The organism is Acinetobacter sp. ESBL14 (genome assembly GCF_036668815.1).
GTDB classification, from domain to species: Bacteria; Pseudomonadota; Gammaproteobacteria; order Pseudomonadales; family Moraxellaceae; genus Acinetobacter; species Acinetobacter gyllenbergii.
In genome coordinates, this window is sequence record NZ_JAZEVS010000079.1 from 1 (window position 1) to 255 (window position 255).

Annotated in this window: 1 protein-coding gene; it reads left to right on the forward strand. The window is 52.9% G+C overall.

From position 1 onward, the window contains the following. Positions 1-255 (forward strand): hypothetical protein (locus V6E90_RS21715; RefSeq protein WP_332606437.1); only part of this gene is annotated, 255 nt, incomplete at both ends.

Below are 255 nucleotides of genomic sequence, written 5' to 3' on the forward strand. Positions count from 1 at the left end.
TGACCTTCCCAGATGGTACAAGTGTTCAGGTACCAACAGACCCAACGACTGGGGCGTGGACGACACCAAATCCAGGTGGCTTGACCAATGGTGAGACCGTCACTGCAACAGCGACAGACCCAGCAGGCAACACCTCATTACCAAGTACAGGTACGGTTTCTACAGATGTGACTGCACCGATTGTGACGGTGGATGATGATCTGAGCAACGATGCAACTCCTGCATTGACGGGTACCGTGAATGATCCAACAGCCA